The organism is Mycetocola sp. BIGb0189 (assembly GCF_024810155.1).
In the GTDB taxonomy this organism is placed as follows: Bacteria; Actinomycetota; Actinomycetes; order Actinomycetales; family Microbacteriaceae; genus Mycetocola; species Mycetocola lacteus.
Map to the genome: position 1 here is coordinate 225,949 of NZ_JANUED010000006.1, position 23,586 is coordinate 249,534.

General features: G+C 63.1%; 22 protein-coding genes. 18 read left to right on the forward strand and 4 right to left on the reverse strand.

Going from position 1 to position 23,586, the window contains the following annotated elements; genetic code table 11:
- Nucleotides 1-66: 66 nt before the first annotated feature.
- Nucleotides 67-960 (reverse strand): hypothetical protein, encoded by an 894-nt coding sequence (locus M2390_RS11320; RefSeq protein WP_259178777.1) that lies wholly within the window; start codon nucleotides 958-960, stop codon nucleotides 67-69.
- A 176-nt stretch (nucleotides 961-1,136) separates the two neighbouring features.
- On the opposite strand from M2390_RS11320, the gene thrS reads away from it, so the two are divergent.
- The 15 genes from thrS (at nucleotide 1,137) to M2390_RS11395 (ending at nucleotide 17,886) form a co-directional block, all read left to right on the forward strand.
- On the forward strand, nucleotides 1,137-3,065 hold the full coding sequence (gene thrS, locus M2390_RS11325) for a threonine--tRNA ligase (protein WP_220700575.1): 1,929 nt from the start codon (nucleotides 1,137-1,139) through the stop codon (nucleotides 3,063-3,065).
- A 29-nt stretch (nucleotides 3,066-3,094) separates the two neighbouring features.
- Nucleotides 3,095-3,637, forward strand: a complete 543-nt coding sequence (locus M2390_RS11330) for an HIT domain-containing protein (protein WP_259178857.1) — start codon at nucleotides 3,095-3,097, stop codon at nucleotides 3,635-3,637.
- 238 nt (nucleotides 3,638-3,875) lie between these two features.
- Nucleotides 3,876-4,910: a TauD/TfdA family dioxygenase gene (locus tag M2390_RS11335; RefSeq protein WP_259178780.1), complete on the forward strand. Its 1,035-nt coding sequence runs from the start codon at nucleotides 3,876-3,878 to the stop codon at nucleotides 4,908-4,910.
- Nucleotides 4,907-6,133 (forward strand): argininosuccinate synthase domain-containing protein, encoded by a 1,227-nt coding sequence (locus tag M2390_RS11340; RefSeq protein WP_259178782.1) that lies wholly within the window; start codon nucleotides 4,907-4,909, stop codon nucleotides 6,131-6,133. The genes M2390_RS11335 and M2390_RS11340 overlap by 4 nt, the downstream gene beginning before the upstream one ends.
- A 318-nt stretch (nucleotides 6,134-6,451) precedes the next feature.
- The gene (locus tag M2390_RS11345) at nucleotides 6,452-7,150 is read left to right on the forward strand and encodes a DMT family transporter (protein WP_259178783.1); all 699 of its coding nucleotides are present in this window, start codon (nucleotides 6,452-6,454) and stop codon (nucleotides 7,148-7,150) included.
- A 55-nt stretch (nucleotides 7,151-7,205) separates the two neighbouring features.
- Nucleotides 7,206-8,108: a pyridoxal 5'-phosphate synthase lyase subunit PdxS gene (gene pdxS, locus M2390_RS11350; protein ID WP_259178784.1), complete on the forward strand. Its 903-nt coding sequence runs from the start codon at nucleotides 7,206-7,208 to the stop codon at nucleotides 8,106-8,108.
- Nucleotides 8,109-8,314: 206 nt separating this feature from the next.
- Nucleotides 8,315-8,908 (forward strand): pyridoxal 5'-phosphate synthase glutaminase subunit PdxT, encoded by a 594-nt coding sequence (gene pdxT, locus M2390_RS11355; RefSeq protein ID WP_259178787.1) that lies wholly within the window; start codon nucleotides 8,315-8,317, stop codon nucleotides 8,906-8,908.
- 75 nt (nucleotides 8,909-8,983) lie between these two features.
- Complete coding sequence (locus M2390_RS11360) at nucleotides 8,984-9,739, forward strand: YebC/PmpR family DNA-binding transcriptional regulator (protein ID WP_121649813.1); 756 nt, start codon at nucleotides 8,984-8,986, stop codon at nucleotides 9,737-9,739.
- A gap of 5 nt (nucleotides 9,740-9,744) precedes the next feature.
- On the forward strand, nucleotides 9,745-10,374 hold the full coding sequence (gene ruvC, locus M2390_RS11365) for a crossover junction endodeoxyribonuclease RuvC (RefSeq protein WP_030143443.1): 630 nt from the start codon (nucleotides 9,745-9,747) through the stop codon (nucleotides 10,372-10,374).
- Between the two features lie 115 nt (nucleotides 10,375-10,489).
- Nucleotides 10,490-11,101, forward strand: a complete 612-nt coding sequence (gene ruvA / locus M2390_RS11370; protein WP_259178792.1) for a Holliday junction branch migration protein RuvA — start codon at nucleotides 10,490-10,492, stop codon at nucleotides 11,099-11,101.
- Nucleotides 11,098-12,138, forward strand: coding sequence for a Holliday junction branch migration DNA helicase RuvB (gene ruvB / locus M2390_RS11375; protein WP_030143445.1), 1,041 nt, complete (start codon nucleotides 11,098-11,100; stop codon nucleotides 12,136-12,138). Before ruvA ends, ruvB begins: the two co-directional genes overlap by 4 nt.
- Nucleotides 12,139-12,216: 78 nt before the next feature.
- Nucleotides 12,217-12,591: a preprotein translocase subunit YajC gene (gene yajC, locus M2390_RS11380; RefSeq protein ID WP_259178793.1), complete on the forward strand. Its 375-nt coding sequence runs from the start codon at nucleotides 12,217-12,219 to the stop codon at nucleotides 12,589-12,591.
- Nucleotides 12,592-12,734: 143 nt separating this feature from the next.
- Nucleotides 12,735-14,390 (forward strand): protein translocase subunit SecD, encoded by a 1,656-nt coding sequence (secD, locus tag M2390_RS11385; RefSeq protein WP_259178858.1) that lies wholly within the window; start codon nucleotides 12,735-12,737, stop codon nucleotides 14,388-14,390.
- Nucleotides 14,390-15,418, forward strand: coding sequence for a protein translocase subunit SecF (gene secF / locus M2390_RS11390; protein ID WP_259178795.1), 1,029 nt, complete (start codon nucleotides 14,390-14,392; stop codon nucleotides 15,416-15,418). The genes secD and secF overlap by 1 nt, the downstream gene beginning before the upstream one ends.
- Nucleotides 15,419-15,636: 218 nt before the next feature.
- The gene (locus M2390_RS11395) at nucleotides 15,637-17,886 is read left to right on the forward strand and encodes a bifunctional (p)ppGpp synthetase/guanosine-3',5'-bis(diphosphate) 3'-pyrophosphohydrolase (RefSeq protein ID WP_030143449.1); all 2,250 of its coding nucleotides are present in this window, start codon (nucleotides 15,637-15,639) and stop codon (nucleotides 17,884-17,886) included.
- 28 nt (nucleotides 17,887-17,914) lie between these two features.
- Here the strand turns inward: M2390_RS11395 and M2390_RS11400 are convergent, their stop codons facing one another.
- The 3 genes from M2390_RS11400 to M2390_RS11410 form a co-directional block, all read right to left on the reverse strand.
- Nucleotides 17,915-18,364 (reverse strand): hypothetical protein, encoded by a 450-nt coding sequence (locus M2390_RS11400; protein WP_259178798.1) that lies wholly within the window; start codon nucleotides 18,362-18,364, stop codon nucleotides 17,915-17,917.
- 112 nt (nucleotides 18,365-18,476) lie between these two features.
- A complete protein-coding gene (locus M2390_RS11405; protein ID WP_259178801.1) occupies nucleotides 18,477-19,706 on the reverse strand; it encodes a DUF349 domain-containing protein in 1,230 nt (409 codons plus the stop codon).
- Between the two features lie 101 nt (nucleotides 19,707-19,807).
- Complete coding sequence (locus tag M2390_RS11410; RefSeq protein WP_259178803.1) at nucleotides 19,808-20,608, reverse strand: peptidylprolyl isomerase; 801 nt, start codon at nucleotides 20,606-20,608, stop codon at nucleotides 19,808-19,810.
- Nucleotides 20,609-20,741: 133 nt separating this feature from the next.
- On the opposite strand from M2390_RS11410, the gene M2390_RS11415 reads away from it, so the two are divergent.
- The 3 genes from M2390_RS11415 to M2390_RS11425 all read left to right on the forward strand — a co-directional run bounded on the left by M2390_RS11415 (nucleotide 20,742) and on the right by M2390_RS11425 (nucleotide 23,585).
- Nucleotides 20,742-22,298: a replication-associated recombination protein A gene (locus M2390_RS11415; protein WP_259178805.1), complete on the forward strand. Its 1,557-nt coding sequence runs from the start codon at nucleotides 20,742-20,744 to the stop codon at nucleotides 22,296-22,298.
- A 268-nt stretch (nucleotides 22,299-22,566) separates the two neighbouring features.
- Nucleotides 22,567-23,196 (forward strand): 30S ribosomal protein S4, encoded by a 630-nt coding sequence (gene rpsD, locus M2390_RS11420; protein ID WP_030143454.1) that lies wholly within the window; start codon nucleotides 22,567-22,569, stop codon nucleotides 23,194-23,196.
- Between the two features lie 185 nt (nucleotides 23,197-23,381).
- On the forward strand, nucleotides 23,382-23,585 hold the full coding sequence (locus M2390_RS11425; RefSeq protein ID WP_030143455.1) for a hypothetical protein: 204 nt from the start codon (nucleotides 23,382-23,384) through the stop codon (nucleotides 23,583-23,585).
- Nucleotide 23,586 lies beyond the last annotated feature (1 nt).

Below are 23,586 nucleotides of genomic sequence, written 5' to 3' on the forward strand. Positions count from 1 at the left end.
CAACACACAAACCGATAGATCGGATGCACCGTCAGCAGAAGTCTCTGCCGGTCGCGGCACCGCTGGCTACGGTGTCGGCTGGGCGGTTTCGGGGGCCCGCACACATACGCTGCCGAAATTCACCTTTACCTCGGGTATGCCGATGTCCAGGCTGAGCCACCCGCCATCAACAAATTCGTTTTTCGAACCGGCAGCTGCCGAAAACCTTGTGATCTCTATCGAGGAATCCTTGCCCTGTCCGGATATTTGTGCGTCTACACCCTGGTCTATCCAGGAACTCAGGATGGGGGCATAAAACAGTTCGGCATACCTCTCGTAGGGGTCGCCTAACTTACGAGCTTCCTGCCACAATCCTTCGTCATCAACGACATACGGTGCCGTCGCCGTGAACCATACTTCAACGCCGTCATCGAGATTGCCGAGTGAACAGGATGAAGAAGAATCAACCTCGATGTTTGACATGCTCGTCGGGTCGATTCCCACCGAGGCGAGAGAGCGTTCGGCGAAGTCGCGGAGGTGTTCCGTCACCTGTTCGACGGAGGCGGATTCTCGGTCGGTGAGGGGCAGGCTCGTCCGGTAGGCGTGTTCGATCTCATTCTCGAGCCCGCGGTGTGCATAGTCGCTGGTCACCGCGCCCGAGGCTACGGCGAGAAAAACACCAAATATGATGACCCACACCGAGGCTGCCGACTCTACCCGTGCGTTCGAATTCTGCCGCCGAATGCTCCGCGCGCGGCGTACACCCACCACGCCGAGGATCGCCGGAACGATTCCGGAGAGTACGGCCAGAACAAAGATGGTCATGAGTGTGTAGTTGTAGCTGGTGTTGCCAAGCCCACCGCCCGCTCCGATGCCGCTGAGTACCTGCCAGAGCCACAAGACCGGTATTGCCAGAAAACCCAGCACGATCAAGGTGAAGGGCAATCTGGTCGCGGGTTGGCGGAGTTCACGATCATTCATGCCGCAATGCTACGGGGGTACCGCGGAAGTTTCGTACCGTCGTGACCTCGGATGCACGGCGCGTGACGGTCGGCGGCGCAGGCCCGGAACCGATAGAATGGGCGAATCTATTTACAAGAGGAGCACAACAGGTGTCTGACGGATTCGAACGATTCCCCGACCGCAACGTTGTCGCCATGCGCGTCAACGGTGAACTGAAGGACCTCGCCACCACTCTGGAGACTACCGACGTGGCCGAGCCGGTCACGATCGATTCCGAGGACGGCCTCAACATCCTTCGCCATTCGGCCGCCCACGTGCTGGCCCAGGCGGTTCAGAAGGTCAACCCCGACGCCAAGCTCGGCATCGGTCCGCCCGTCACCGACGGTTTCTACTACGACTTCGACGTGGCCGAATCCTTCACCCCCGAGGACCTCAAGGCCCTCCAGAAGGAGATGGAACGCATCATCAAGCAGGGCCAGCGCTTCGTGCGCCGCGTCGTGACCGATGAGGAGGCTCAGGCCGAGCTCGCGAACGAGCCCTACAAGATCGAGCTGATCGGTCTCAAGGGTGGTGCCGAAAACGGTGGCGACAACGAGTCCGTTGAGGTGGGGGCCGGCGAGCTGACCATCTACGACAACGTCGACCCCAAGACCGGCGAGACCGTCTGGAAGGACCTCTGCCGCGGCCCGCACCTGCCCTCGACCCGTCTGATCGGCAACGGCTTCGCCCTCATGCGCGTGGCCGCCGCCTACTGGCGTGGATCCGAGAAGAACAAGCAGCTGCAGCGCATCTACGGCACCGCCTGGCCCACCAAGGACGAGCTGCGCGCCTACCAGACCCGCCTGGAGGAGGCCGCCAAGCGCGACCACCGCAAGCTCGGTGCCGAGATGGACCTCTTCAGCTTCCCCGACGAGATCGGCTCCGGCCTGCCGGTGTTCCACCCCAAGGGCGGCATCATCCGCCAGGAGATGGAAAACTACTCGCGCAAGCGCCACACCGAGTCCGGCTACTCGTTTGTGAACACCCCGCACATCACCAAGGGTGACCTCTTCATGACCTCCGGTCACCTGCAGTGGTACGCGGATGGCATGTTCCCCCCGATGCACCTCGACGAGGTGTGCGATGAGCACGGTCACGTGACCCGTCAGGGCGCCGACTACTACCTCAAGCCGATGAACTGCCCGTTCCACAACCTGATCTTCCGCTCGCGTGGACGCTCCTACCGTGAGCTCCCGCTGCGCCTGTTCGAGTTCGGTTCGGTGTACCGCTACGAGAAGTCCGGCACCCTGCAGGGCCTCACCCGCGTGCGCGGTATGACCCAGGACGACGCCCACATCTACGCCACCCCGGACCAGGTGAAGTCCGAGCTGACCTCCACCCTGGAGTTTGTGCTCGGTCTGCTCAAGGACTACGGCCTCGACGACTTCTACCTGGAGCTGTCGACCCGCGATCCCGAGAGCGAAAAGTTCGTGGGCAGCCCCGAGATGTGGGATGACGCCACCGAGACCCTACGCCAGGTGGCCGTGGAGTCCGGCCTGGAACTCGTTCCCGACCCGGGCGGGGCCGCGTTCTACGGCCCGAAGATCTCGGTTCAGGCACGCGACGCGATCGGCCGTACCTGGCAGATGTCGACCATCCAGCTCGACTTCAACCTGCCCGAGCGCTTTGACCTCGAGTACACCGCGGCCGATGGCACCAAGCAGCGTCCGGTGATGATTCACCGCGCCCTGTTCGGGTCGATCGAGCGCTTCTTCGGTGTGCTGCTGGAGCACTACGCCGGTGCGTTCCCCGTGTGGCTGGCCCCCGAGCAGGTTGTGGGCATCCCGGTTGCCGAGGAGTACGCCGAGTACCTCGAGGAGATCTTCGACCGCCTGCGTGCCCGCGGTGTCCGTGCCTACGTGGATCACAGCGATGACCGCATGCCCAAGAAGATCCGTACCCACACCAAGGCGAAGATCCCGTTCCAGCTGATCGCCGGTGAGGACGACCGCGTGGCCGGTGCCGTGAGCTTCCGGTTCCGTGACGGCAGCCAGCTCAACGGTGTTCCGGTGGACGAGGCGATCGCCAAGATCGTGGACGCCATCGAAACCCACGCCCAGGTCAACACCGCATGGCAGGACTAGTTCCCGAGAATCCGGCGGCGGAGCCCGGCATGGGCTTCGTCGCCGAACCGGACGGCAACGTGCTAGCCGGTGTTCCCGACGAGTTCCAGCGGCTGTGGACCCCGCACCGGATGGTCTACATCCAGAACGGGCAGCAGCCCGCCAAGGATGACTGCCCGTTCTGCGTGGCCCCCTCGATGAGCGATGAGGACGGCCTGATCGTGGCCCGGGGAAAGTATGCCTATGTGCTGCTGAACCTGTTCCCGTACAACAGCGGTCACCTGCTGGTGTGCCCGTACCGTCACATCTCGACCTACGATCTGGCCACGGCCGAGGAGGTCGCCGAGATCGGTGCGCTGACCCAGACCGCGATGCGCGTGATCAAGGAGGTCTCCCACAACGACGGCTTCAACCTGGGGATGAACCAGGGTGAGGTTGCCGGGGCCGGGATCGCCGCCCACCTGCACCAGCACATCGTGCCGCGCTGGCGTTCGGATGCGAACTTCTTCCCGATCATCGCCAAGACCAAGGCACTGCCACAGTTGCTCGGCGAGGTTCGCGCCTCGATCGCCGAAGCCTGGCCGAAGGCCTAGTCCACACACCGAACCGCCCGCTTCCCCGGAAGCGGGCGGTTTTGTGTTTCTGCGCTGAGCTTTCAGCTGGTTTTCGAATCAGGAAGGCAGCACTGTGTCAAGAGAACGATGTGCATGTACGCAACGCAGTCTCGTTATGCTCTGAGAATTCACAAGTGCACCAGGTTTCGCGGGCATCATGCGCCTATCGTCGTGGAATCATCAGCTATTTCAGCGACATCGAAGGAATCGTGAGATTATGAATTCTCGAGCACCGCAGTTCATTGATTTTCCGGTGGGATCAGTCCTCCATGCAGAAGAGGATTCGGCCGATCACCTGAGTGAGCTCCGGCACCGGTTGCTCTCGGAATCGAGCGAAATCGACTATGCACTTTCCGCGTTGACTCAGGATGGGAATGCCCTACTTTCGGCCGAATCGTGGCAAACCCTGCAGGATTTTCGTAGAGATTCCAACGAATCCGGTGCTGTGCTCATTCGAAACGTGCCGATACCTGATTTCCTCATCCCGACCCCCGCGAACGGCTATGGCCCAGAATGGCCGATATCGGCTGAATTTGACCTGCCACTTTTGCTCATCGCGCGAACGCTGGGCGATCTCGTTTCATACGAGGATGAAAAGGCCGGAAGAATTGTGCAGGATATTGCCCCGATAGCGGGGAGACGTACCGAACAAGAAAACAGCGGGTCGGTGTGGCTAGAGTTCCACACCGAAAATGGTTTTCACCCGTTTCCGCCCGATTTTGTCTGCTTATTTGCGCTTCGAAGCGATCATGATCGGAAAGCTGTCACGGCGGCCGCGTCTATTACCCGTGCGTTGCCTTTTCTGTCTAAAGAGGACATGGCAACGCTGCGCCAACCACTTTTCCGGACTCATGCATCGGCGTCGTTTACTCGAGGGCTTGACAGTCGGTTAGTCTCGCCAGCACATAGCGTTATCGCCGGTGCCGCGGAGGTGCCTGACCTGGCAGTAGATTTTCATGCCACGGTCGCCATCACTGACGGTGCCGCCGCTGCGTTAGCCTCGCTGCGCACCGCGTTGGAGAGTGTTGTTGTGGGTTCTGTCCTGGAAGCCGGTGATGTGCTGATTATTGACAATCGGCGTGCGGTCCATGCCCGTTCGGGTTTTTTGCCACGCTTTGACGGAAATGACAGATGGCTGCGTCGTTGCAGCGTGGTTGCCGACATTCGTCGGAGTAGGGCGGTTCGAGAGAATTCGAGTCATTTGATCACCAATCTTCCCGAGCTTTTGAAGAGTAACGGCGGGTCCGCATGATTTCATTGGACGTAGACGTGCTGTCCACTCTTGATGAGTTGAGGTTGCGCGGAGAACCGATGCTCGTTCTTTACTCGGGGGGAGTTGATGGTAGCTACTTTCTCGATTGGGCTGCCGAAGAGGGATTGCAAGTTCACGCACTGCATATAGACCTTTTCGATCATGACGTAAGTGGCGTCGTACAGCGTGCAGAGGCATTGCGCACACCGATAATCGTGCGCCATCTCGGAGAAAATTTTGCGGATACGTTTATCGCCCCAGCGATAAGGTCTCGCTGTTGGTTCAACGGCCTATATCCCATTAGTTCGAGTCTAAGCCGACCGTTGCTCGCCCAAGCCGCGGTGAATGTTGCTCATGACCTTGGAATTCGGTCGATCGTACACACAAGCACGTTTATGCAGAATTCGCTTTACCGCTTGAGTAACTCACTTTTGACTCTGGATCCCGGTCTCACTATCGGAATTCCCTTCGCTCAATCAACGATCACGCGTGAACATAAGCTGGATGCGTTGACCCAATCTGGTGTGAGTTTCGATGCCGGGGGTCGCTACAGCGTGGATGCAACGCCCTGGGCACGCGTGATTGAAAACGGTGCCCTTGAAGACTCAAGAAACCCACTCCCCGATGGAGGTGTCTTTGCCTGGACACAGAATATTAGCCAGGTAGTTCGAGGACCCGTGGATTTGGTTATTTCGTTCAAGGCTGGCCTCCCGATTGCGATCAATGGTGAGGCGCTGTCACTATTTAGGATTGTTATGAGGCTGAATGAGCAGGCCGGACAACGAGGAATCGGTCGTTTCTCTGGGTTGGAGCCCCTGCACGATGGATTAAAGAATCATGAAATTCGTGAGGCACCCGCCGCCGCGGTACTCACACTGGCTCATCACCATCTAGAAACCGCGACTCTCACTGCGGCCGAACTCTCGTTCAAGTCCGGAGTGGATGAAGCGCTTACGTCATCTGCCGTGGCTGGTGACTGGTTTGGGATCTTGCCCAGGTCTGCACGAAACGCTTCAATCGAGCTAAGCCAGCCAATAACCGGTGACGTTAGGGTTCGGCTAGACCACGGCACAATTACCGTCCTGAGTGTATCGTCTCGTTTCAGCCTGGGATATGCATCATATGGGCAGCAGTTTGCGAGGCAGACGGAGGGACATGCGGCGCGGAGCGCTCTTGCCTTTTCGTCCTTCGCGTCGCGCTTGCGAAATACCCGCGATCGGTGACGCCGTGCATCCTGCAACTCAGAATGATGCAATTTTTGTGATGAGCACGAATCAGTTGAAGCCGTGATGATGAGAGCATTCAGCGGGTGGGGGCGCTCAACCCTTCCGGTGGCTGCGCTCCTCGTCGTTGTCCTGTTGTGGGGCTCGAGCTATGTCACGATAGGCGCTTTTTCGGTATCAAGTATGCCTGTGCCAACGTTGATCTTTATTCGATTCACAATTGGTGGTCTCTGCCTCCTGATCGCTGTGTGTGCAACTCGCGGTGGGAGCACTCGGACAGAATTGACGTCGGGGATTATTTTCGGAGGCGTCCTTGCGGTGGTTATTGGACTGGAAACCTGGGGCGTCTTCGGGACAACCGTCAGTAACGCCGGTGTCCTTGTGTCGGTCACCATCCTCGCGGTCCCATTTGTTGAACGTGCATTCGGATCTCAACGAATACCCAGGGCTTCGTTCCTTCGTGCTGGGCTGGCCTCGGGCGCGATTTTGCTCCTCGCCGGCGGTGCAATAACGGGGTTTACGACGGGCGATGTGCTGATCGTGCTCTCGGCTCTGGTGCGTGCGGTCCAGCTTGTTTTGTTTTCGAAGGTGGGAAACACCCAGGGCACGTCTTCGTTGCATATCTCCGCGATTCAAATGCTGACGGTTGCAGCAGTCGCGGGGGTGTTTGGGGGTGCATATAACCTCCCCTCAACGCTTGAGAAACTTGAGCCAGGCGACTGGGCACGGCTCACCTATCTTGGCGTTGGTGCCACCGCCATTGCTTTCGGGCTTCAACTGTGGGCTTCGCGCCAGATTGCGCCGTCCAGCGTCGCGCTCTTGCTTGCGGGAGAACCTCTTGTGGCATCGTTATTCGCCGCGGCATCGGGCCAACCATTTGAGGGCGTTCAATATATTGGCGCGGCTATGCTTTTTGCCACTGTGATTTGGGGGACCGCGGCGTCATTCTCGGGTGAGAGAATCGGTCCAAAACCTGATATATCACCCAAGAACTCTGCCAAACAGCCACCTGATTAATATTGGACTGCAATCTTCACGGGTATTGGACTGGTTAATGTCATAACGTAGGCGCATGACCTCAGAAAACCCCACCCAGACCACCGCCACCACCCGCGTCAAGCGCGGCCTCGCCGACATGCTGAAGGGCGGGGTGATCATGGACGTGGTAACCCCCGAGCAGGCCCGCATCGCCGAGGACGCCGGCGCCGTTGCCGTGATGGCGCTCGAGCGGGTTCCCGCCGACATTCGCGCCCAGGGTGGCGTGGCTCGGATGAGCGACCCCGACCTGATCGACGCGATCCGTGCCGAGGTGTCCATCCCGGTCATGGCCAAGGCCCGCATCGGCCACTTCGTCGAGGCCCAGGTGCTCGGCGCGCTCGAGGTGGACTTCATCGACGAGTCCGAGGTGCTGAGCCCCGCAGACTATGTCAACCACATCAACAAGTGGGACTTCGAGGTGCCTTTCGTCTGTGGTGCCACCAACCTGGGTGAGGCTCTGCGCCGCATCACCGAGGGGGCGGCCATGATCCGCTCCAAGGGTGAGGCCGGAACCGGCGACGTCTCCGAGGCCACCAAGCACATCCGCACCATCAAGTCGCAGATCCGTGCGCTGTCGGCGCTCAATGAGGACGAACTGTACGTGGCCGCCAAGGACCTGCAGGCGCCGTTTGACCTGGTGGTTGAGGTCGCTCGCACCGGCACCCTGCCGGTTGTCCTGTTCACCGCCGGGGGAGTGGCCACCCCGGCCGATGCCGCGATGATGATGCAGCTCGGCGCCGACGGCGTGTTTGTCGGCTCGGGTATCTTCAAGTCCGGCAACCCCGAGGCTCGCGCCGCCGCCGTGGTCAAGGCCACCGCCGCGTTCAACGACCCGGCCGTGATCGCGCAGGCCTCACGCGGACTCGGCGAGGCCATGGTGGGCATCAATGTGGCCGACCTGGCCGCTCCCCACCGCCTGGCCGAGCGCGGCTGGTAGGTTCCCGCATCGTCAGGCCGACCGGGACAGGTAAGTCTCCGCACCGCCTAGCCGAGCGCGGTTGGTAGGTTTCCGCATCGTCAGGCCGACCGGGACAGGTAAGTCTCCGCACCGCCTGGCCGACCGCGGCTGGTAAATCGATCCCCGGTTCGCGTGTGTGCCCCCCTGGGTACACACGCGAACCCGTTTTTGAAGGAGTGTTGACCATGACAGCACGCATCGGAGTGCTCGCGCTCCAGGGTGGCGTCTCCGAACATCTGGAGGCGCTGAGCCGGGTGGGTGCGGAAACCGTGCCCGTGCGCACACCCGCAGACCTGAGCGGGCTGGACGGAATCGTCCTGCCCGGCGGTGAATCCTCGGTGCTGGATAAGCTGATGCGTCTGTTCGAGGTGCGTGATCCGCTGATCGCCCTGCTGCGCGCCGGCCTGCCCGCGTATGGGACGTGTGCCGGCCTGATCCTCCTCGCCGATACCGTGCTGGATGCGGCTCCCGGCCAGCAGAACCTCGGTGGTCTGCCGGTGACGGTGCGACGCAACGCGTTTGGTTCCCAGGCCCACTCCTTCGATACCACCCTGGAGTTTGCGGGGATTGATCATCCGGTGGCCGCAACCTTCATTCGCGCCCCGCTGATTGTCGCGGTGTCGACCGAGACCGCGGTTTTGGCGAGCCTGGAGGACGGATCGATCGTCGCCGCCCGCCACGGAAACCTCCTCGGCACCTCGTTCCATCCCGAGCTGACCGGGGACGATTCGGTGCATCGGTACTTCCTGGAGATGGTGCTCGCGGCCAAAAACGCCTGAGCACGCCAGCCCGGATGCGAGAAGATCCCGGTCGGACCCGTAGAATAGAGGGGATATACGACGAAACGGGAGCATATGTCCGGACACTCCAAGTGGGCAACAACCAAGCACAAGAAGGCGATCATCGATCAGCGCCGTGCGAAGTCGTTTGCCAAACTGATTAAGAACATCGAGGTTGCTGCGAAGATCGGTGGTGCCGATCTGTCCGGAAACCCCACCCTGGTTGACGCGGTTCAGAAGGCAAAGAAGACCTCCGTTCCCAACGACAACATCGACCGCGCGATCAAGCGTGGCGCGGGTCTGACCGGTGAGGTCATCAACTACACCACGATCATCTATGAGGGCTACGCGCAGAATGGCGTCGCGCTCATGATCGAGTGTCTGACCGACAACAAGAACCGTGCGGCCGCCGACGTGCGTGCGGCGATGACCCGCAACGGCGGCACCATGGCCGACCCCGGTAGCGTGGCCTACAACTTCAACCGCAAGGGTCTGATCGTTGTCTCGGCGGAGAACACCACCGAGGACGACGTCATGGAGGCCGTGCTTGAGGCCGGTGCCGAAGAGGTTCTCAACGAGGGTGACACCTTCGAGATCATCACCGACGTGAGCGACCTGGTCACCGTGCGTAAGGCGCTGCAGGAGGCCGGTATCGACTACGAGTCCGCCGATGTTGCGATGATCCCGAACCTCAAGGTAGACGTGGACGCCGAGACCGCCCGCAAGGTGTTCCGCCTGATCGATGCGCTGGAAGAGTCCGACGACGTCCAGAACATCTACGGCAACTACGGCCTGAGCGCCGAGGTGCAGGCCGAGCTCGAGCAGGACTAGGCATCGTGAGCACTCGGGTACTGGGTGTTGACCCGGGGCTCACCCGGTGCGGCATCGGCATTGTCGATGTCGCACCGAACCGTCGGGCCACCCTCGTGCACTACGGGGTGATCCGCACCAGCCCAGACATGTCCATCGACGCGCGACTCCTGGCCATCGCCGAGGGGATCGACGCGGCGATCGTGGAACACGCGCCCACCGCGATGGCGGTTGAGCGTGTGTTCGCCCAGCAAAACCTCAGCACGGTGATGGGGACCGCGCAGGCCAGCGGCCTGGCGCTGTACTCCGCCGCCAAACACGGCATCCCGATTGGGATGCACACCCCGTCCGAGGTCAAGGCTTCGGTGACCGGGTACGGCAACGCCGAGAAGAAGCAGGTGCAGCAGATGGTTGCCCGCATCCTCGGCCTGGCCGAACTGCCTCAGCCCGCGGACGCCGCGGACGCCCTGGCCCTGGCTCTCTGCCACGCCTGGGGAGGCCTGGTTCCGGTGGGCGCCCGCCCGCACGGATCCCGCACCCCGGTGAGTGCCCCCACCTCGGGCAATCTGACGCCCGCCCAGCAGGCCTGGCGCAATGCCGAACAGGCCGGGGTCGCGTCCCCGCGCAATACCCGCACCGGCCGCTTCGGAAAGTAGCCGCCACCGTGATGCGGGGTGAGCGTGGGCGAGTGCCCGCCCGATATCGCCGCTTCCTGCGTAACATCGGGCGTGGCAGTGAGTCCGTGTCGCAGGCGGGGCATAGGCTAGGGGCGTGATTGTAAGTCTTCGCGGGACCGTGCTCAGCACCACCGCCGGCCGAGTGGCCATCGAGGTAGGCGGCGTTGGTTACGCCGTACAGATTACGCCCGAACACGCGGTACGCCTGCGTGTGGGCGCCGAAACGTTTGTGCACATTTCGCACATCATCCGTGAGGATGCCCAGCTCCTGTTTGGGTTTGAAACCACCGAACAGCTCGACGTCTTCGAGGTGCTCCTCGGCGTCAACGGCGTGGGTCCGAAGTCCGCGCTCGGTGTGCTCGCCTCGATGAGCCCGGATCAGATCGCCGATGCGGTGGCCGCCGAGGACGACTCCGCATTCCGCAAGGTCACCGGTATCGGCCCCAAGACCGCCAAGCTGATCATCGTCTCCCTGGCCGGCAAGCTCGTGGCCACCCGCCGGGTCAGCGCGAGTGCTACCGGCTCCGCCGCCGTCAAGGCCAGCGTGATCGAAGCCCTGCTGGGTCTGGGGTGGAACGAGCGTGTGGCTGTGCCCGCGGTGGAGGCGGCCCTCGCCGCGAGTGGTGACCCCGCCTCCGCTACCGTGCCCGCGCTGCTGCGCGCCACCCTGTCGGCCCTCGGACCCCAGCCGGGGAGCGGACGATGAGCGTCGAATTCGACGACGTCGCCGAAACCCTGAGCGCCACCGCGTCCGGGGACGCCGAGCTGGCCTTCGAGGGTGCGCTGCGCCCGAGTACGCTGAGCGAGTTTGTGGGACAGCAGAAGGTGCGCGGGCAGCTGGAGTTGCTGCTGCGCGCCGCGGCCCTGCAGGAACGCACCCCCGATCACATCCTGTTGGCCGGTCCTCCCGGGCTGGGAAAAACCACCCTGGCGATGATCGTGGCCCAGGAGAGCGAGCGTCCGCTGCGGATGTCCAGCGGCCCGGCGATCCAGCATGCGGGCGATCTGGCCGCGCTGCTCTCCAGCCTGGTGCCCGGCGAGGTCCTCTTCATCGACGAGATTCACCGGATGGCGCGCTCCGCCGAGGAGATGCTCTATCTGGCGATGGAGGACTTCCGAATCGACATCATGGTGGGCAAGGGCGCCGGTGCAACCTCGGTCCCGCTGGAACTGGCCCCGTTCACCCTGGTGGGCGCGACCACCCGCGCGGGCCTGCTACCCAACCCGCTGCGCGACCGATTTGGGTTCACCGCGCACCTGGAGTTTTACGCCGATAACGAACTCGAACAGGTGCTCGCTCGCGCCGCCGGACTCCTGGATCTGGACATCGATCGGGCGGCACTGGCCGAAATCGCCGGCCGCTGTCGAGGAACCCCGCGTATCGCCAACCGGCTCCTACGCCGCGTCCGTGACTATGCGCTGGTTCACAATTCCCGCGCGGACCTCACCGCCGTGAGTGCCGCCCTGGAGCTGTATGACGTGGATCCGCTGGGGCTAGACCGCCTGGACCGGGCCGTCATGGAGATCCTGCTCAAGCGCTTCGGCGGGGGACCGGTGGGGCTTAACACCCTGGCGGTATCCGTCGGAGAAGAGGCCGAAACCATCGAAAGTGTGGTGGAACCCTTCCTGGTGCGGATAGGTTTGATCATGCGCACCCCACGCGGTCGAATGGCGACCAATGAGGCCTACGCACACTTCGGGATTCAGCATCCCCACGCCCCGCAACAGGGCAATGACCTATAATTCAAGCGAACAACACACCCGAAACTTTGATCCCCGGCGCTCGCGCCGCGAAAGGCTCTGCGTAAAATCATGGACTTCATGACCGTCATCATGCTCGCCGTTATGGCACTGCTCATCTTCTTTATGTTCCGTAACGGTCAGAAGCGCAAGCGTGACCTCGCCGCCCTGCAGGAGCAGGTTGTTCCCGGTGCCGAGGTGATGACCAACGGTGGCATCTTCGGCACCATCATCTCGATTGATGACGAGAACAACAAGGTACTGCTGGAGACCAGCCCCGGTACCATCCTGACCGTTCACCGTCAGATCGTCTCGCGCGTGGTTCCCACCGAGGAGCCGGCCGCCGAGGACGAGGCCGCCGAGGCTCAGCTGAACGAGGACAACGCCACCTTCGTGGGCGAGCCCGAGTTCGGTGAGCGCGCCGAGACCGCCAAGCCCAAGACCGACGAGAAGTAACGCGCCTCTCCCATCGCACGCGTCGGGGTAGTTCTGGCGCGTCCCTCCATAGAAAGCTGAGTAGCCCATTGGCACAATCACGACAGGCTCCCGTCCGCCACGGTAGGCGGGCGCTCATCTGGTTGGCGGTGATCCTCATTGCCATGTTTGGCGGTCTTGCCGCGGGAACGATGTTTGGGGACGCCTCCTGGCAGCCCAAGCTCGCCCTCGACCTGGAGGGTGGAACGCAGATCATCCTCGAGCCCAAGCTTGAGGGCGGACAGCAGGTTTCCTCGGAGCAGCTGAACCAGGCCGTGTCGATCATCCGTCAGCGTGTGAACGCGACCGGTGTGACCGAGGCCGAGGTCAACACCCAGGGTGGACGCAACATCGTTGTGTCGATCCCGGGCAAGATCGATGAGGACACCCGGAAGCGGATCGAGTCCAGTGCTCAGCTGCAGTTCCGTTCGGTTCTGGTGGCGTCGGCTCCGACCACCACCACAACCGGCGAGGACGGCAAGGAGACGGCTAACCCCAAGCCGACCGATGACCTGTCCAAGACCCCGGCCACCAAGCCCACCGACGGCAGCGACCTGGCCTGGGTCACCCCGTACCTGAGCGCCGAGTTCCTGTCTACCGACTGCAAGACCCCGACCGGTGCCGAGAACGCACCCAAGGATCAGCCGGTGGTGGCCTGCTCGGACGACGGTACCGTGCGCTACCTGCTGGGTCCGGTTGAGCTCAACGGTGATTCGATCACCGACGCCTCCGCCGGCATCAAGACCACCTCCTCCGGTGCCAGCACCGGTGAGTGGGCCGTGAACATCACCCTCGCCGGTAAGGGCAAGGATGCGTTCACCGATGTGAGCAAGCGCCTGTTCAAGCTGTACTCGGCCAACCCCAACGACGCTCGCGCGGCCTTCGCGTTTGTGCTTGACGGAAAGGTGATCTCGGCTCCGGTCATGCAGGGTGTCATCACCGATGGCCGCCCGAGCATCTCCGGTAACTTCAACGAGCAGAGCGCCAAGGCCCTCGCCGACCAGCTGAAGTACGGTGCACTGCCGCTGTCCTTCGGTGTGCAGTCCAGCTCGGAGATCTCCGCGACCCTGGGTTCCGCTCAGCTCTCCGGCGGTATGCTCGCCGGTCTGATCGGTTTGATCCTCGTGGTCATCTACACGCTGTTCCAGTACCGTCTGCTGGGCTTTGTGACCATCTTCTCGCTCGTGGTGGCGGGAGCCCTCACCTACGCGGCCCTGGCGCTCCTCTCGTGGGGGCAGGGCTACCGACTGTCGTTGGCAGGTGTGGCGGGTATCATCGTCGCGATCGGATTCACGGCGGACTCGTTCATCGTGTACTTCGAACGTATTCGAGATGAGCTCCGTGATGGCCGTGGCCTGGAATCCGCCGTGGAGGCCGGATGGAAGCGCGCCAAGCGCACCATCTACGCATCCAAGGGTGTGAACCTGCTGGCAGCCGTGGTGCTCTACCTGCTGGCCGTGGGTAACGTGCAGGGCTTCGCGTTCACGCTGGGTCTGACCACCGTGATCGACGTCATCGTGGTGGTGCTCTTCACCCACCCGATGCTCCAGCTGCTTGCTCGTAACCGATTCTTTGCCAGTGGTCACCCGCTGACGGGTCTGGACCCCAACGCCCTCGGTGCGATCTACCGTGGACGCGCACAGTTCCGTACCCCCGAAATGACCGGTTCCAAGAAGGCCCTCGGGGCCAGCCGTGAGGCCCAGAAGCGTCAGACCATCGCCGAGCGTAAGCTCGCCGAGGCTCAGGCCGCCAACGGTTCGACCTCTTCGAAGGAGAGCTAATGCCCAGCCTCAACCTGACGTCGTTTGGTAACGACCTCTACACCGGGAAGCGTTCGATCAACTTCGTTGGTCGCCGCAAGCTGTGGTTCACCATCGCGATCCTGCTGGTGATCGGTTCGATCATGGTTCCCGTGGTGCGTGGCATCACGACCGGTGCACCGTTCAACTTCTCGATCGAGTTCACCGGTGGATCCGAGTTCACCGTGAGTGGCGTCACCGACGCCAACCAGACCAAGGCGTCCGACGCCGTGTCCTCGGTGGTTCCCTCCGCCGTGTCGAAGGTCAGCGAGGTGGGCGACCACGCGATTCGTGTGCAGACCGACCAGATGACCTCGGATGAGTCCAGCCAGGTAGCCAAGGCGCTGGCCAGCACCTTCAAGGTCAACGAGAGCGAGGTGACCTCGTCCTTCATCGGCCCCTCCTGGGGTGCGGATGTGAGCCGGCAGGCGCTCACCGGTCTGGTGATCTTCCTGGTGCTGACCTTCATCATCATGGCCCTGTACTTCCGCACCTGGAAGATGTCGGCCGCGGCGATTATCGCCCTGGTGGACGTGCTGGTGATCACCCTGGGGGTTTATGCCCTCAGCGGATTCCAGATCAGCCCGGCCGCGGTGATTGGATTCCTGACGATCCTCGGCTACTCGCTGTATGACACGGTGGTGGTCTTCGACAAGATTCGAGAGAACACCACCGAAGCGGGGGAGCACTCGCCCCGCACGTTCGGTGAGTCGGTCAACCTGGCGGTCAACCAGACCCTGGTGCGTTCGATTAACACCTCGGTTGTGGCGGCCCTGCCGGTGGCCTCGATCCTGGTGATCGGTGACCTCTTCCTGGGTGCCGAGACCCTGCGTGACATCTCGCTGTCGCTGCTGGTGGGTATCCTCGTGGCCACCTACTCGACCATCTTCGTTGCGGCGCCGCTGTACTCGCTGCTGCGTGAGAAGGAGCCGGCGATTGCCAAGCACGACCGCAAGGTGCTCGCCGACCGCGAGCGTGCGGCCGTTCAGAGCTCGACCTCCGAGGCCTAAACGATCTAGCTTTACCTCGAACCGGGGCCCCGTCGCGATTGCGGCGGGGCCCCGGTTTTTTGGCGGTGGCGGTGGTCGCTGAGTGGTGTTCGCGGGGAGTGGTGGGTGTGTATGTGGTGGGCACAGTGTGGTGTTCGCGGATAGCGGTGGGCCGTGGTCTTTTTGGGGGCGGGGAGCGGGCATAATAGGGAGCAGAGACATGAGGTGGTGAATCGACGATGACCGATACAAATACGGCGAATGCGTCGCTGCGGCGGCTGGTTCCGCGCATTTTTTCTAAGGCTCAGCCGGCGGGTGCCGTGGACCGATTGGTTCGGACCGCCCGCACGCACCACCCGCGCGCCGACCTCTCGGTGATTGAGCGGGCCTATACCGTTGCCGAGCGCGCCCACCGTGGGCAGAAGCGCCAGAGTGGCGAGCCCTACATCACACACCCGGTGGCGGTCGCGCAGATCCTCGCCGATCTGGGCCTCGGCCCACGCACCCTCGCCGGTGCGCTGCTGCACGATACGGTGGAGGACACCGACTACACCCTGGACCAGCTGCGCGCCGATTTCGGTGATGAGATTGCGATGCTGGTGGACGGGGTTACCAAGCTGGACAAGGTCAAGTACGGGGACGCCGCGCAGGCCGAAACCGTGCGCAAGATGATCGTGGCGATGTCCAAGGACATCCGTGTGCTGATCATCAAGCTGGCTGACCGCCTCCACAACGCCCGCACCTGGGGCTTTGTGCCGCCGGAGAAGTCCACCCGCAAGGCCACCGAGACGCTGGAAATCTATGCGCCGCTGGCCCACCGCCTGGGTATTCAGACCATCAAGTGGGAGCTGGAAGACCTCTCCTTCGCGGTGCTGTATCCGAAGATCTATGCCGAGATTGAGTCGCTGGTTAAGGAGCGCACGCCCAAGCGTGAGGAGTTCGTCCAGCAGGTGATCCAGGAGGTCACCACGGATCTGCGCGCGGCGAAGATCCGCGGCAAGGTCATGGGCCGGCCCAAGCAGTACTACTCGATCTATCAGAAGATGATTCTGCGTGGGCGCGAGTTTGATGACATCTACGACCTGGTGGGCATCCGCGTGATCGTCAACTCGGTGCGCGACTGCTACGCGGTCCTCGGCGCGATCCATGCCCGCTGGACCCCGATCCCCGGGCGGTTCAAGGACTACATCGCGACCCCGAAGTTCAACCTGTACCAGTCGCTGCACACCACGGTGATCGGGCCCGGCGGTAAGTCGGTGGAGATCCAGATCCGTACCCAGGAGATGCACGAGCACGCCGAATACGGTGTGGCCGCGCACTGGGCGTATAAGGAGCGCAACGCGGGCAATAAGGTTGAGGTGTCGCGCTCGACCGGGACCGATATGGCCTGGCTCAAGCACATCTCCGACTGGCAGGCCGAGACCGCCGATCCGGGGGAGTTCCTGGACTCGCTGCGCTTTGAAATCGGCGCCAAGGAAGTGTACGTGTTCACCCCCAAGGGGCGCGTGGTGGGTCTGCCCGCCGGGGCGACCCCGGTGGACTTCGCCTATGCGGTGCACACCGAGGTGGGGCACCGCACGATGGGTTCCAAGGTCAACGGCCGCCTGGTGCCGCTGGAGACCGAACTGAACTCCGGGGACGTGGTGGAGGTCTTCACCTCAAAGAACCCCGACTCGGGCCCCAGCCAGGACTGGCTGGCGTTTGTGAAGAGCACCCGGGCGCGCAATAAGATTCGGCAGTGGTTCACCAAGGAGCGCCGCGACGAGGCCATCGAGCAGGGCAAGGACGCGATCGCCCGGGCGATGCGGAAGCAGAACCTGCCGCTGCAGAAGCTCATGGACCGCGACAGCTTCGCCGAGGTCGCCGCCCAGATGCGCTATGAGGACGTCTCGGCCCTCTACGCCGCCGTGGGTGAGGGACACGTCTCGACCCAGTCGGTCCTGGAGAAGGTGGTTTCGCTGCTCCAGGGCGATCAGGAGGCCGAGGAGCACGCGATCGAGTTCCCGATGCGTGGACGCGTCCGCCCGCAGGAACACAGCGACTCCGGTGTGCTGGTGCGCGGGGCCGCCGACATCCTGGTTAAGCTGGCCAAGTGCTGCACCCCGGTGCCGGGCGACGAGATCGTCGGCTTTGTGACCCGCGGGTCTGGTGTCTCGGTACACCGCGCCGACTGCCACAACGTCCAGGGCCTGATGCAGGAACCCGACCGAATGATCGAGGTGGCCTGGGCAGCGTCGTCGAAGAGCGTGTTTATGGTGCAGATCCAGGTGGAAGCACTGGATCGCGCGGGCCTGCTCAGCGATGTGACACGGGTGCTCAGCGAACACCACGTAAACATCCTCTCGGCGAATGTCTCGACCTCAAGCAACCGCTTGGCGATCTCCCGTTTTGTCTTCGAAATGGGGGACACCACCCACCTGGATCGTGTCCTGAACGCTGTGCGCCGCATCGATGCCGTTTATGACGTCTATCGGGTGACCGGCGGCTAGCCTCGACGCCGCTCTCACGCCCGCCCACTCAGTCCGAGTGGGCGGGCGTTGCTGATTCCGGCTCGGTGAGTTCGACCCAGAGTCCGGCGATCCGGGTGCGACGTTCTTCGGGGATGGCGCCGGGGAGAACGGTGGCGTCGAGGATGCTCCAGCGGTGTGTGCGATGACGCTGGGTTCCCTGGAAGGTGTGTCGGAGGGGACGGGGGACATCGAAGTCCCGGATCCAGCGCGCGGACGCACCCACCGCACACAGTCGGTGACTATCGGCGGGTTCGGGCAGCGCCAGGGCGAGCGCTCGGGCACGCAGCGCGGATGTCTCGGGAATGTCGATCGGGACAAAGCCTCGTTCCAGGGCGTACACCTCACCACGCAGCCGCGCGCCGATCAGCTGAGCCAGCGGCATATCCGCGGTGGTGAGCAGATCCGGAAGGTGGGCCCCCGGACCCGGGAAGAGGCGAGCCAGGTCTGCCGAGGTCATGTTCTCAGCCTGTCCCTCCCGGTGGGAAAAGTCTAGGTCGCGGACGCGCCGGACAACGCAGACGGCCACGGAACCCGAGGGTTCCGTGGCCGTCTGCGTGCAGACCGTGGTGTTAGCCGAGGACGTTGAGCCACGCCTTGCGTGCCTCAAGCGCCTCGCTGGCCTTGGCAATCTTCTTGGCATCCCCGGTGGCCTCGGCAGCCGCAAGCTCCTGCTCGAGCTTCTCGATGGCCGCGTTCAGCTGACCGGCCAGGCCCTCGGTGCGAGCCTTGGTCTCGGGGTTGTTCTTGCTCCAGTGCTCATCGTCCAGCGCACGGAGGTGGTTTTCCACGGCGCGCAGTCCGTCTTCAACCTCGCGGATCTTGTCGCGCGGAACCTTGCCGACCTCATCCCACTGACGCTGAACATTCAGCAGGGCCGAACGCAGCTTCTCGCGGTCGGTCTCCTGCAGCAGCGGGGTGGCCTGGTCGAGCAGCTCGCGCTTCTTCTCGTAGTTTGCCTGGAACTCGGCGTTGTCGATGGCGTCCAGCTCGGCCTTGGCCTGGTAGATCGCGTCACCGGCGGCCTTGAAGCGGGCCCACAGGTTGTCGTCCTGGCGCTTGCCGGCACGACCCGAGAGCTTCCACTCGTCCAGCAGACGGCGGTAGTCCGAGGTGGCCTCGGCACCGCGGGGGATCAGGGCCTCGGCGGCCTCGATCAGCTTCTGCTTGCGGGTGCGCGCTTCCTTGTGGACCGAATCCAGCTCGGCGAAGAACGCACGACGGTTGGCATCCACGGTGCCGCGGGCGGTACGGAACCGCTTCCACAGGTCGTTGGCGACACCCTTGGAAAGCTTGGGGCCCTCCTGCTGGTGCTTCTGCCAGGCCGCAAACAGCTCGGCCATCTGCTCGGTGGCCTGCTTCCACTGCGTCTTGGCGGGATCCTGACCGGCGACGGCCTCGGCCTGCTCGACGATGCGGGTGCGCTCGGCCACGGCCTCCTCGAGTTCGGCCTTGGCCGCCTCGGTCTGCTGCTCGGTGAGCTCACCCACGGTGGCGTCCAGGGCACCCACGCGGGAAACCAGCGAGGCAATGTCGCCCACGGCCTTGGCGTCGGTCAGTTCCTCGCGGAGCTTGGCGACGGCCTTGGAGATGTCGCTTGCGGGAGCGCCGCGCTTGGCGCGCTGCTCCAGCAGGGTGACCTGGCCGGCCAGATCGAGGTACTTGCGCTCGAAGTAGGCGAGTGCCTCTTCGGCGGTGCCGTCGGGGTACTGACCAACCTCACGCCACTGCTCGCCCTCGCGGACAAAAACGGTACCGGAGTCGTCGACGCGACCCCACGGTTGCTGTTCGGAAGTAGACACGTGCCTCACCTTGCTGATGTTTACGCTCGATGCTCTCGAGATCTCTCGATAAGCCTAGTATGGACGACGAATGCCGGGCAGCCCCAACATACGTCTTGATTCTATTTGACGGTAATGGAGTCCAGCTTAATGGGCTGCTGCGGCGTGGAGTTATCCGCACCGCCCACCGGGATCGTGGTCACCGACTCGTTGAGCTTATCCAGGCCACTCGTGATTTTGCCGAGTACGGTGTATCCGCCGGCGCTATCCGAGGGAATCTTGGTGTCGCCGAAGACGATGAAGAACTGGCTGCCGTTGGAATTTGCGTCGTTTCCGACGCGTGCCATGGCCAGGGTGCCCGCCGGGTAAATGTTGTCGGACGGAGCGTTTTCGATCGGTCCGAAGCTGTAGCCGGGACCGCCGGAGCCGTCACCCTTGGGGTCACCGCACTGCAGGATCTGGAATCCGGGCTCACCCGACGTTCCGGGAGTGTCCACCATGCGGTGGCAGGACAGGCCGTTGTAGAAGCCCTGCTGGGTCAGTGAGACAAATGAGGCGACGGCCTGTGGTGCCTTCTGGCCCTCAAGCTCGATACCCAGGTCGACGCCGTTGACGGTGATGTCCCCGGTCCAGGTACGATCCTCGGCGACCGAGGGGTCCGGCGCCTTGGCCGTGGGGGCGGGGGAGGAGGAGGCACTCGGCGAGGCGGAGGATCCGGCCTCGGGGGTGTTGCCCGCATTCTGGGCGATGACGCCCCAGGTGATCGCTCCGGCTACCAGGACGAATGCCACGCCGCCGGCAATCCAGGCGTTGCGGGTGCGCGTCTTACGCTTTTTCTCCCACGCCTCCTTGCGTGCCTCGTACTGCTGCAGGCGTGCACGTGCCTCGCGAGCGGCTTTTTCGTCCTTTTTCTGGGCTGCCACGGATGCGGTCCTTTCCAGGGAGTTCGGGTGTTCGAGACGATACTAGCGGCACGGCCGATGAATATGTGTGCGTATGGCGCGCGCCGACGGCGAATTCGCAGCCGGCGCCGGTGGTACCCGATAGCCTGGAGGCATGGTTTCCTCGTCCTCCGCCCTCCAGTCCGGGAGCGTTCCGCTCGCGGTACGCATGCGCCCGCGCACCCTCGACGAGGTCGCCGGACAGCGGCACCTGCTGCGCCCGGGTTCTCCGCTGGTGAGTCTGGCCACGGGAAAGTCCGGGGACCAGGGCACGGTCTCGGTCATTCTCTGGGGACCACCCGGTACCGGGAAGACCACGATCGCGCAGACCATCGCACACTCCTCGAATCGCCGGTTTGTGGAGCTTTCGGCGGTCACTGCCGGGGTGAAGGACGTGCGCGAGGTGATGGCGGAGGCCATGACCAGCCGCGATCTGTACGGTCTTTCCACCGTGTTGTTCCTCGACGAGATCCACCGCTTTACCAAGGCGCAGCAGGATGCACTGCTGCCCGGGGTCGAGAACGGCTGGGTCATTCTGGTGGCCGCGACCACCGAGAATCCCTCATTCTCGGTCATCTCGCCGCTGCTCTCGCGCTCCCTGCTACTCACGCTGGAACAGCTCTCCGACGACGATCTGGGGGTCCTGATCGATCGTGCGGTATCCGATCCGCGTGGTCTGGGAGATCGTTACCGCCTGGATCCCGAGGCCCGCGCGACCATTATTCGGCTGGCTTCGGGGGATGCCCGGCGCGCGCTCACCGCGCTTGAGGCGGCCGCGGTGTCCGCCGATTCGCTGGTCGCCGCGGCGCTGTCCGAGGACGGGGTGCTCGATTTTGGTGCCCCCGAGGGACAAGCGGGGGATCGGGACGAAGACGAAGACGAAGACGACGTTGATGCTGATGCTGATGCTGATGCAGATGCAGATGCAGATGCAGGCCTCGGGGACGGCGAAGCGAACAGTGACGGCGAAGCGAACAGTGACGGCGAAGCGAACCGTGGCGGTGAATCGGAGAGTGCTGACCCCGCCGACACCCGCCCGGTCATCACCAAGGAGATCGTCGCCGGTGCCGTGGATCGCGCGCTGCTGCGCTATGACCGCAACGGCGATGAGCACTACGACGTCATCAGCGCGTTCATTAAATCGATCCGCGGCTCGGACCCCGACGCCGCACTGCACTACCTGGCCCGGATGATCGAGGCGGGGGAGGACCCGCGCTTCATCGCCCGTCGAATCATCGTCTCCGCCTCGGAGGATATCGGCCTGGCCGACCCGCAGGCCCTGGTGATCGCGGTGGCCGCCGCCGATGCCGTCCAGATGATCGGTATGCCCGAGGGGCGCATCCCGCTGGCCGAGGCTGTGGTCTACCTGGCCACCGCCGCCAAGTCCAATGCCGCGTATCTGGGCATCAACGATGCGATTGCCGATGTGCGGGCGGGGGCGTTCGGGCGTGTCCCCAAGCACCTGCGCGACGCGCACTACGCCGGGGCCAAACGCCTGGGGCACGGTAAGGGCTACCGCTACCCGCACGACACCGAACTCGGCGTGGTGGAACAGCAGTACCTGCCGGATGAGCTGACCGGCCGCACCTACTATCGCCCCACCACCCACGGCAACGAGCGCGAGGTGGGCGGACGCCTGGCCAAGATCCTGCGCATCGTCCGCGGACGCTAGGGCGCACGACCTCTCCGTTCGTTTCGGAGAGTGAAATGTCGCTCATAAATCCCCGACAAAACGCCCCGCGCGCGGGTGCTTTCGGGGAGGGCGCATGCTAGGCTAGCGGGGACCTAGATCGAGTCTTGACGTACGGCTGCGCAGAGACTCATCGATCGACGGGATGGATTCTGTAGCCGAATCGCCCTGGTCACTCCCTCTAACTCCTTTCCACACCGCGTTTTGTGGTGCGGGAAATCTGTTTATGGAAACCATTTGAAAGGAAACCGTGTCTACTAAGTCACGTACCCGTAGCAAGACGCGCCTCTCGCGCGCACTCGGCATTGCCCTCACCCCGAAGGCTGCCAAGTACCTCGAGAAGCGTCCCTACGCTCCCGGTGAGCACGGCCGCACCAAGCGCAAGGCTGACTCCGACTATGCCGTTCGTCTGCGCGAGAAGCAGCGTCTTCGCGCCCAGTACGGCATTCGCGAGAAGCAGCTGAAGATTGCGTTCGAAGAGGCTCGTCGTACCTCCGGTCTGACCGGTGAGAACCTGGTTGAGCTCCTCGAGCTGCGTCTTGACGCACTCGTGGTTCGCGCCGGTTTTGCCCGCACCACCGCCCAGGCTCGTCAGCTGGTTGTGCACCGTCACATCCTCGTTGACGGTCAGCTGGTGGACCGCCCGTCCTTCCGCGTGAAGCCGGGTCAGACCATCCACGTCAAGGAGAAGTCCGAGGCTCTTGAGGTCTTCCAGGTTGCTGCCGCTGGCGGTCACCAGGATGTCCTGCCCAAGGTTCCGGCTTACCTGGACGTAGAGATCGACAAGCTGCAGGCTCGCCTGGAGCGTCGTCCGAAGCGTGCCGAGGTCCCCGTGACCTGTGAAGTACAGCTCGTTGTTGAGTACTACGCAGCCCGCTAACTAGTACCCATACACCTCTTGCGGGGTCACGGTTTTCCGTGGCCCCGCTTTTGGTACCCGGGTTTTTGGATCGCCACACGCAGGTGAAGCGTGCGACCTGCACCGCAAGATCCACCTTTTACCACCTCAGCGCACTAAGATTGTGGGGTGGTTGCCCACTCACCCTCATGATTTCGGAGACTCCAGTGAAAAACTTCCTCATTTTCCTCGCGGGTATTGCCGCGGGATTTGTTGTCGCCCACGAGGTGAACAAGACCACCCGCGGACGTCGGTTCTTCAGCGAACTCGACGGCCGCATGCGCGAGTTTGGTGACATCGTTGCCGACTCGTACAAGCTGCGCGAAGCCGAGCTTCGCGAGGATAGCGACATCAGTACCACCACCAAGTAAG

What these genes read in the sequence shown, in the direction of transcription:
- M2390_RS11320 (WP_259178777.1), bottom strand. Translation starts at nt 960, where the DNA reads ATGAATGATCGTGAACTCCGCCAACCCGCGACCAGATTGCCCTTCACC.
- thrS (WP_220700575.1), top strand. Translation starts at nt 1,137, where the DNA reads ATGCGCGTCAACGGTGAACTGAAGGACCTCGCCACCACTCTGGAGACT.
- M2390_RS11330 (WP_259178857.1), top strand. Translation starts at nt 3,095, where the DNA reads ATGGGCTTCGTCGCCGAACCGGACGGCAACGTGCTAGCCGGTGTTCCC.
- M2390_RS11335 (WP_259178780.1), top strand. Translation starts at nt 3,876, where the DNA reads ATGAATTCTCGAGCACCGCAGTTCATTGATTTTCCGGTGGGATCAGTC.
- M2390_RS11340 (WP_259178782.1), top strand. Translation starts at nt 4,907, where the DNA reads ATGATTTCATTGGACGTAGACGTGCTGTCCACTCTTGATGAGTTGAGG.
- pdxS (WP_259178784.1), top strand. Translation starts at nt 7,206, where the DNA reads ATGACCTCAGAAAACCCCACCCAGACCACCGCCACCACCCGCGTCAAG.
- pdxT (WP_259178787.1), top strand. Translation starts at nt 8,315, where the DNA reads ATGACAGCACGCATCGGAGTGCTCGCGCTCCAGGGTGGCGTCTCCGAA.
- M2390_RS11360 (WP_121649813.1), top strand. Translation starts at nt 8,984, where the DNA reads ATGTCCGGACACTCCAAGTGGGCAACAACCAAGCACAAGAAGGCGATC.
- ruvB (WP_030143445.1), top strand. Translation starts at nt 11,098, where the DNA reads ATGAGCGTCGAATTCGACGACGTCGCCGAAACCCTGAGCGCCACCGCG.
- yajC (WP_259178793.1), top strand. Translation starts at nt 12,217, where the DNA reads ATGACCGTCATCATGCTCGCCGTTATGGCACTGCTCATCTTCTTTATG.
- secD (WP_259178858.1), top strand. Translation starts at nt 12,735, where the DNA reads ATGTTTGGCGGTCTTGCCGCGGGAACGATGTTTGGGGACGCCTCCTGG.
- secF (WP_259178795.1), top strand. Translation starts at nt 14,390, where the DNA reads ATGCCCAGCCTCAACCTGACGTCGTTTGGTAACGACCTCTACACCGGG.
- M2390_RS11395 (WP_030143449.1), top strand. Translation starts at nt 15,637, where the DNA reads ATGACCGATACAAATACGGCGAATGCGTCGCTGCGGCGGCTGGTTCCG.
- M2390_RS11400 (WP_259178798.1), bottom strand. Translation starts at nt 18,364, where the DNA reads ATGACCTCGGCAGACCTGGCTCGCCTCTTCCCGGGTCCGGGGGCCCAC.
- M2390_RS11415 (WP_259178805.1), top strand. Translation starts at nt 20,742, where the DNA reads ATGGTTTCCTCGTCCTCCGCCCTCCAGTCCGGGAGCGTTCCGCTCGCG.